The organism is Streptomyces sp. NPDC058872 (assembly GCF_042743065.1).
GTDB lineage: Bacteria > Actinomycetota > Actinomycetes > Streptomycetales > Streptomycetaceae > Streptomyces.
The window spans coordinates 1-7519 of record NZ_JBHYMK010000001.1 but is presented as its reverse complement, the minus strand read 5'-3'; the positions used below and the strand labels follow the sequence as shown (position 1 = coordinate 7519).

The 7519-nt window shown below is 72.1% G+C and carries 8 protein-coding genes; 3 read left to right on the top strand and 5 right to left on the bottom strand.

Translation table 11 applies throughout. The annotated features are described in order from the left end of the window. Window positions 1-1347, top strand: a 1347-nt coding sequence (locus ACFW22_RS00040; protein ID WP_386396463.1) for a chorismate-binding protein, incomplete at its 5' end; no start/stop codon positions are given. 34 nt (window positions 1348-1381) lie between these two features. Here ACFW22_RS00040 and ACFW22_RS00035 read toward each other — a convergent pair. From ACFW22_RS00035 to ACFW22_RS00020, 4 genes are all read right to left on the bottom strand, one after another. After that, window positions 1382-2380 (bottom strand): 2-hydroxyacid dehydrogenase, encoded by a 999-nt coding sequence (locus tag ACFW22_RS00035; RefSeq protein WP_386396460.1) that lies wholly within the window; start codon window positions 2378-2380, stop codon window positions 1382-1384. Between the two features lie 79 nt (window positions 2381-2459). Further along, on the bottom strand, window positions 2460-3107 hold the full coding sequence (locus ACFW22_RS00030) for a response regulator (protein WP_386397069.1): 648 nt from the start codon (window positions 3105-3107) through the stop codon (window positions 2460-2462). A gap of 20 nt (window positions 3108-3127) precedes the next feature. Next, window positions 3128-4339: a MacS family sensor histidine kinase gene (gene macS, locus ACFW22_RS00025; protein ID WP_386396458.1), complete on the bottom strand. Its 1212-nt coding sequence runs from the start codon at window positions 4337-4339 to the stop codon at window positions 3128-3130. A 33-nt stretch (window positions 4340-4372) separates the two neighbouring features. Further along, on the bottom strand, window positions 4373-5104 hold the full coding sequence (locus ACFW22_RS00020) for a lysophospholipid acyltransferase family protein (RefSeq protein ID WP_384882782.1): 732 nt from the start codon (window positions 5102-5104) through the stop codon (window positions 4373-4375). Between the two features lie 189 nt (window positions 5105-5293). Here ACFW22_RS00020 and ACFW22_RS00015 point away from each other — a divergent pair, with 189 nt between their 5' ends. Then, window positions 5294-6076 carry an alpha/beta hydrolase gene (locus ACFW22_RS00015; RefSeq protein WP_386396455.1) on the top strand — a complete coding sequence of 261 codons (783 nt, stop codon included), beginning with the start codon at window positions 5294-5296 and terminating at the stop codon, window positions 6074-6076. Next, window positions 6069-6731, top strand: coding sequence for a hypothetical protein (locus tag ACFW22_RS00010; protein WP_386396453.1), 663 nt, complete (start codon window positions 6069-6071; stop codon window positions 6729-6731). The genes ACFW22_RS00015 and ACFW22_RS00010 overlap by 8 nt, the downstream gene beginning before the upstream one ends. A 6-nt stretch (window positions 6732-6737) precedes the next feature. Here the strand turns inward: ACFW22_RS00010 and ACFW22_RS00005 are convergent, their stop codons facing one another. Further along, window positions 6738-7484 (bottom strand): endonuclease/exonuclease/phosphatase family protein, encoded by a 747-nt coding sequence (locus ACFW22_RS00005; RefSeq protein ID WP_386397066.1) that lies wholly within the window; start codon window positions 7482-7484, stop codon window positions 6738-6740. Window positions 7485-7519: the final 35 nt, after the last annotated feature.

Below are 7519 nucleotides of genomic sequence, written 5' to 3'. Positions count from 1 at the left end.
CGACGGGTGGGAGGGACCGTCGTGATGAACCCGATCAGCGGCACCTACCGCTACCCCGCCGGGGCCGCGCCGACCGTCGAGGACCTGCTCGCCTTCCTCGCCGACCGCAAGGAGACCGATGAGCTCTCCATGGTGGTGGACGAGGAGTTGAAGATGATGTGCACGGTGGGCGACATGGGCGGCGTGGTGATCGGACCGCGGCTGAAGGAGATGGCCCACCTGGCCCACACGGAGTACGAGTTGCGGGGCCGCTCCTCGCTGGACGTGCGGGAGGTGCTGCGGGAGACGATGTTCGCGGCGACCGTGACCGGTTCACCGGTGCAGAACGCCTGCCGGGTGATCGAGCGTCATGAGACCGGCGGTCGCGGCTACTACGCGGGGGCGCTCGCCCTGCTCGGCACCGACGACAACGGGGCGCAGACGCTGGACTCGCCGATCCTCATCCGCACTGCCGACGTCGCGGCCGACGGACGCCTCCGGGTGCCGGTCGGGGCCACGCTGGTCCGGCACTCCGATCCGGCCGGCGAAGTGGCCGAGACCCATGCGAAGGCGGCGGGCGTGCTGACGGCGCTCGGGGTGCGGGAGGGCCGGGCGGTCGACGTCGACGCACCGGTGGCGTCGCGGCTCGCCGATGATCCCCAGGTGCGGGCCGCCCTCGACGCCCGACGGGCGGACCTCGCGCCGTTCTGGTTGAAGATGCAGGGCGGGTCCTCCCCCGTCCGGACGGGGGAGGCGGCCGGGGGACGGTCGGCCGAGCTGAGCGGCCACGCGCTCGTGGTCGACGCGGAGGACACCTTCACCGCGATGTTGGCCCACGTCCTGCGCGCCTCGGGCCTGGAGGTCTCGGTCCTCCGCTACGACGAACCGGGGCTGCGGGAGCTCGCGCTCGCCCACGAGGGACCCGTCGTCCTCGGCCCCGGCCCCGGGAACCCTTCGGACGCCGCCGACCCGAAGATGCGCTTCCTGCGCGGTCTGACGGCGGAGCTCGTCCGGGAGCACCGCCACGGCCTGCTGGGCGTCTGCCTCGGCCACGAGTTGATCGCGGCCGAACTCGGCCTGGACATCGTCCGCAAGCGGACCCCGTTCCAGGGGGCCCAGTTGCGGATCGACTTCTTCGGCCAGGAGCAGACGGTCGGCTTCTACAACAGCTTCACCGCACGCTGTGACGACCGGACGGCGATGGAGCTGGCACTGCACCGGATCGAGGTGAGCCGGGACCCGGAGACGAGCGAGGTGCACGCCTTGCGCGGACCGGGCTTCGCCGGGGTGCAGTTCCACCCGGAGTCGGTGCTCACCCGGGAGGGTGCCGCGCTGACCGCTTCGCTCCTCGCCGGCGTGCTCGTCTAGGGCGCCGCCGGGGGCACGCCGGCTCCCGCGCGCCTCAGGAGACCCTCGGCACCAGGACGTTCTCGCTGCGCCGTCCGGCGGTGTAGTCGAGGACGTTCTGGACCGTGGTGTCGATGATCTGGCCGACCGCGTCGGTCGTGTAGTAGGCCTGGTGGGAGGTGACGACCACGTTCGGGAAGGTGACCAGGCGGGCCAGGGTGTCGTCCTCGACGACCTCCAGGGACTTGTCGAGGAAGAAGAGTCCGGCTTCCGCCTCGTAGACGTCGAGGCCGACCCCGGCGAAGCGGCCGGCCCGGAGTTCGACGACCAGGGCCTCGGTGTCGATGAGGCCGCCGCGGCTGGAGTTGACCAGGATGGCGTCGTCCTTCATCGACTTCAGGGCGGCGGCGTCGACGATGTGCTGGGTGGCGGGGAGCAGCGGTACGTGGAGGCTGACGAGGTCGGCCTCGGCGAAGAGCCGCTCCTTCTGGACGTACTCCATGCCGAGGGCGACGCAGGCGGGGTTCTCGACGATGTCCCAGCCGAGGAGGTTCATGCCGAAGCCGTGGGCGATCCGGGTGAAGGCCTCGCCGATCTTGCCGGTGCCCAGGACGCCGACGGTGCGGCCCCGCAGGTCGCGGCCCATCAGTCCGTCGAGACGGAAGTCGAAGTCACGGGTCCGGTTGGAGGCGCGGACGATGCGGCGGTTGACGGCGGTCGCGAGGGTCCAGGCGAACTCGGCCACGGAGTACGGCGAGTAGTACGAGACCCGGGAGACCGTGAGGCCGAGGCGCTCGGCGACCTCCAGGTCGATGTTGTTGAAGCCGGTGGAGCGCTGGGCGATCATCTGGGTGCCGCCCGCGGCGAGGGTCTGTAGGACCCGGTGGTCCAGGATGGCGTTGACGCTGGTGGAGACGACCTCGTAGCCGGCGGCGATGGGGGCGGTGTCCGGGGTGAGGAAGACGCCCAGGCAGCGGACGTCGTGGTGTTCCGCGAAGGCCTTCTCGATGAGTGGCCTCTCGTCCGCCTGCACGCCGAATGCCAAGATCTCCACGACAGTCCCCTCGATGCGGTGATGGGCCGTATCTGCACGCTATGCGCGAATATACGGCCCGTCGTCCCGGCCGGCTGCCTCAGAGGTCGTCGAGGCCGCGCTCGATGGCGTACCGGACGAGCTCCACCCGATTGTGCAGCTGGAGCTTTCCGAGGGTGTTCTGCACGTGGTTCTGCACCGTGCGGTGCGAGATGACCAGGCGCTCGGCGATCTGCTTGTAGCTGAGGCCCTTGGCGACGAGTCGGAGGACCTCGGTCTCGCGTTCGGTCAGGCGGGGGGCCTCGGGCTCGTCGGCGCCGACCGCCTGGACGGGTTCGGAGGCGAGGCGTCGGTACTCGCCGAGGACGAGACCGGCCAGGCCGGGGGTGAAGACGGGGTCACCGACTGCCGTCCGCCGGACCGCGTCGATCAGCTCCTCCGTGCTGGCGGACTTGAGGAGGTAGCCGGTGGCTCCGGACTTGACCGCCTCCAGGACGTCGGCGTGCTCCCCGCTCGCCGACAGGACGAGGACGCGGAGGCCGGGTCGTGCGCCGACGAGCTCCTTGCAGACCTGGACGCCCGGCTTGATCGGCAGGTTCAGGTCCAGGACGAGGACGTCCGGGCCGGCCGCGAGGGCGCGGCGCACGGCCTGCTCGCCGTCGCCGGCGGTGGCGACCACGTCGAAGTCCGCCTCGGCCAGGTCGCGGGCGACCGCGTCCCGCCACATCGGGTGGTCGTCGACGACCATCACCTTGATCCGCTGCTCGCTCACTTCTGTCCTGCCTTCCCCCGTGGAACCTTCAATTCGACTTCCGTGCCCTGTCCGGGGACCGAGATCAGCTCGACCGTGCCGCCGAGGTCCCGCAATCTGCCCCGGATGGAGAGGGCGACGCCCATGCGGCCCTCGCCCTCGGCCTGTGCGAGGCGGCCCTCCGGGATGCCGGGGCCGTCGTCCCGGACGGTGACGACGACCTCGTCCGGCCAGTCCTCGATCAGGATCCACGCCCGCGCGGCCTCGCCCGCGTGGACCCGGACGTTGTCCAGGGCGGCGGCGACGGCGGCGGCCAGCTCGCGGGCGACGGGCGGCGGCAGCAGGACCGGGGCCCCCGGCTCGGAGAGGGTGATCCTGGCCCCGGCGCGCGGGGCGAGCAGGCCGCGGAGGTCGAGGGGGCCGTCGTCGTCGGGTTCGTCGTCCACGTCGACGACCCGGACGACGGCGCCCTCGGACTCGTCCTCGGAGACGAGGCTGGGCCGGGTGAGCCCGCCGGCGACGAGGGTGCGGAGGGCCACCTCCTGCTCGCCCGCCATCCGTCCGAGTTCGGCGGCCTCGCCGCCGAGCGCCGTGCCGCGCCGCTGCACCATCGCGAGGACTTGGAGGACCCCGTCGTGGATGTCGCGGGCGAGCCGCTCCCGTTCCCGGTTCGCGGCTTCGATCTCCAGGGCGCGGGCGAGGGTGCGCTCGGAGGCCCGGGCGACCTCGACGACGTAGCCGATGGCGATGGAGGCGACCCAGACGAGGAGCACGTTGTGGAGGGTGTCCCGGCTGGGGTGGCCGCGTTCGACGATGTTGGCGACGGCGACCAGGGAGGAGGCGACACCGGCCCAGCGCCAGCCGCCCTTGATCGCGTACGCGAGGACGGCGCCGGCGGTCCATATGGACGGCAGGGTGGGACCGTCGACCGTCTGGGCCTGGGCGTCGGCGAGCGGGGTGAGGAGGATGCCGATGAGGGCGATGGCCAGGTCGACGCCGAGGAAGCGCTTGGTGCAGCTGACCGCGTTCGCCACCTTGGGCAGGGTGGCGAGGGTCCAGCAGCAGAGGACCGCCAGGTAGACGACGGCGATCCAGGGTCGCTCGTAGCGGTCGCGACCGAACGCGAACAACAGGACCGCGTAGACCATCGTCAGCACGCGGTAGCCGGTCAGCGCCCGCCACAGCGGCTGCTCGACCGACATCCGCACGACGCGCTCGCGCTTGGCCATCTCCCCCACCCCCGGACGTCCCCCGTGGGGGACTTAGGCCCCGGACTCTTCCCGAGCGGCGATCTCGGCCTTGACGGCCGCCTTGGCCGCCTTCTCCGCCTCGGCGATCTGGCGCTTGGCGGCGGTGGCGTAGATGTCGACGTACTCCTGCCCGGAGAGCTTCATGATCTCGTACATGACCTCGTCGGTCACCGAGCGGAGGATGAAGCGGTCCCCCTCCATGCCCTGGTAGCGGGTGAAGTCGAGCGGCTTGCCGATCCGGATGCCCGGGCGCATCAGCTTCGGGACGACCTTGCCGGGCGGCTGGATCTTCTCGGTGTCGATCATGGCCACCGGGATCACCGGCGCGCCGGTGGCGAGCGCGACGCGCGCCAGACCGCCGGGCTTGCCCCGGTAGAGGCGGCCGTCGGGCGAGCGGGTGCCCTCCGGGTAGATCCCGAACAGTCCGCCGCCCTCGATGACCTCGATGCCGGCCTTGATGGCCGCCTCGCCCGCGCCGCGGGCACCCGAACGGTCCACCGGGAGCTGGCCGACGCCCTTGAAGAAGGCCGCGGTGAGCTTGCCCTTCACGCCCGGGGTGGTGAAGTACTCGGCCTTGGCGATGAAGGTGACCTTGCGGTCGAGGACGGCGGGCAGGAAGAAGGAGTCCGAGAAGGACAGGTGGTTGCTCGCGAGGATCGCGGGTCCCTCGGCGGGAATGTTCTCCAGGCCCTCCACCCAGGGTCGGAAGGCAAGCTTCAGGGACCCTCCGAGGGAGAACTTCATTGCGCCGTAGATCAACTCGCCGTGCCTTCCGTGTTGTCGTCGCCCTGACTTTATCCCCTACCGCCACACGGCCCCCGCTACGGCCCTGGTCGGTGTCGGTCCGGTCGCGTACCGTGAGGGTCCTTCCCCATTTTTCCGTCGCTCCGGCGCACCCGAACACGCCGAAGTCGCAACGAACAGGAGACCCCGGTGCCGGTCCTTCCCGGAGCCGAGCCGTACCGCCACGAAGGCGGAGAGGTCGGCGTCCTTCTCTGTCACGGATTCACCGGTTCCCCGCAGTCGATGCGGCCGTGGGCCGAGTACCTGGCCGCACGCGGCCTGTCGGTGTCGGTGCCGCTGCTGCCGGGCCACGGCACCCGCTGGCAGGACATGCAGCTCACCACCTGGCACGACTGGTACGCGGAGGCGGACCGGGCGCTGCGCGAGCTCCTGGAGCAGTGCCGGACCGTCTTCGTCTTCGGCCTGTCCATGGGCGGTGCGCTGACGCTGCGGCTGGCCGCCCAGCACGGCGACGCGGTGCGCGGCATCGTCCTCGTCAACCCGGGGAACAAGGTGCACGGACTGGCCGCGCACGCGCTGCCGGTGGTCCGTCACCTGGTGCCGTCGACCAAGGGCATCGCCAGCGACATCGCCAAGGAGGGCGTGACCGAGGTCGGCTACGACCGCGTGCCGCTGCACGCGGCGCACTCCCTGCGCAGGCTCTTCCAGACCGTGGACGCCGAGCTCCCCCAGGTCACACAGCCGGTGGTCCTGCTCCACAGCCCCCAGGACCACGTGGTGCCGCCGGCCGACTCCGCCCGGATCCTCTCCCGCATCTCCTCGACGGACGTCAAGGAGGTCCTGTTGGAACAGAGCTACCACGTGGCGACGTTGGACCATGATGCGGAGCGGATCTTCGAGGAGAGCCTGGCCTTCATCGAGCGTCTCGCCCCGGATCTGGTCGACGGGAAGGGGAGCAGGAGCGGTGGCTGAGCAGCAGGACGGCGGAGACCGGGATCCGCAGCCCATCGACGAGGAGGCGGCCTGGGCCGCGATCGTCGCCGGGTACGGCGAGGAGCCCGCGGATCCGCCGGGGGCGAAGCCGTACCGGCCCGTCGAGAACCTGCCGCTGCCCGAGCCGGAGGGCCCCGAAGCCGAGGAGGGGGCCGCCGGGGAGGTCCGGCCCGTGAAGGGCACCCCCTGGAAGCCCCGGCCGACGGCTCCGGCGCCCGGTGGGTCCGCTCCGGAGGAGGACGAGGCGGACGGGTCCCCGGAGGCCGGCCCCGAGCGGCCCGCGCCGGGCAGCTCGATCGTGTTCGCGCCCGGGGTGCGGCTCGGCGGCCCGCGGGACTACTCGCCCGCCGAGCCGGGCGACGGGGCGGACGGCGACGAGGGGCACTTCGTCCCGCCGGAGCCTCCCCCGCTGCCCGAGGCGGACACGACGACCAAGTTCGCCTGGCTCGCGGTCGTCGGCGGCCCGGTCCTGATGCTGCTCGCCGTCCTGCTCCAGTGGGACATGACCTGGTGGCTGACGACGCTCTGCGTGGGCGGCTTCCTGGGCGGCTTCGTGACCCTGGTCGCCCGCATGAAGCACGACGACGAGGACGACGACGGATACGACGATCCGGGGCGCGGGGCGGTCGTCTAGGCCGCCCTAGCAGCCCGCGGGGATCCGGACCGCCGCCAGCACCGGGAGGTGGTCGGTGGCGGTCCGCAGGTCCCGCGGGTCGAGGTCCACGGGGACTCCGCAGCCGAGGAACTCGACGCCCGGGGTCGCCAGGACGGCGTCGATGCGCTGGTGCGGGTCGGCGGGGGTCGAGGTGTGCTCGCCGCCCCAGGGCCGGACCGCCCAGCCGTCCCGGAGCTCCTTCGTGAGGCGGGTGAAGGCGGGCCCTCCGGGCCGTTCGTTGAGGTCGCCGGCGACGAGGACGTGCGGGGCGCCCAGGGCCGCGACCCGGTCGAGGACCATCCCGGCCTGGGCGTACCGCTCCTCCTGCCGCAGGCTCAGGTGGCAGCTGATCAGTCCGACCCTGGCCCCGGCGAAGCGGACGACGGCGGTGGCGAGGCCGCGTCGGTGCAGGCCGGGCGTGAGCGGCAGCAGCACGTCCTCGGTCCTCTCCACGGTGGCCCGCAGGGAGCAGAGCAGGAGGGGGCCCGCCGCGGTGGCGCCGCCGGTCAGGACGACGAGGTCGCTCTTGGCGGCGAGCCGGGCGGCGTGCTTGCGCCAGCGGAAGAAACGCGGGGCCTCTTGGACGAAGACCAGGTCGGGGGCGCAGGCGCGGATCACCCGGGCGAGGGCGTCCTCGTCGTCGCGCATCGAGCGGACGTTGTAGCTCAGGACTCGGAGGACGGCCGAACCATCGCTCTCGGTGCGGGAGTTGGGCAGCTCACTGATCACCATGACGGCCAACATACGACGACCGCCCGCCGTGTCCG

Excerpts from the sequence above, each read along its gene's own strand:
- ACFW22_RS00030 (WP_386397069.1), bottom strand. The coding sequence starts at position 3,107 with ATGGTCGTCGACGACCACCCGATGTGGCGGGACGCGGTCGCCCGCGAC.
- macS (WP_386396458.1), bottom strand. The coding sequence starts at position 4,339 with ATGGCCAAGCGCGAGCGCGTCGTGCGGATGTCGGTCGAGCAGCCGCTG.
- ACFW22_RS00020 (WP_384882782.1), bottom strand. The coding sequence starts at position 5,104 with ATGAAGTTCTCCCTCGGAGGGTCCCTGAAGCTTGCCTTCCGACCCTGG.
- ACFW22_RS00005 (WP_386397066.1), bottom strand. The coding sequence starts at position 7,484 with ATGGTGATCAGTGAGCTGCCCAACTCCCGCACCGAGAGCGATGGTTCG.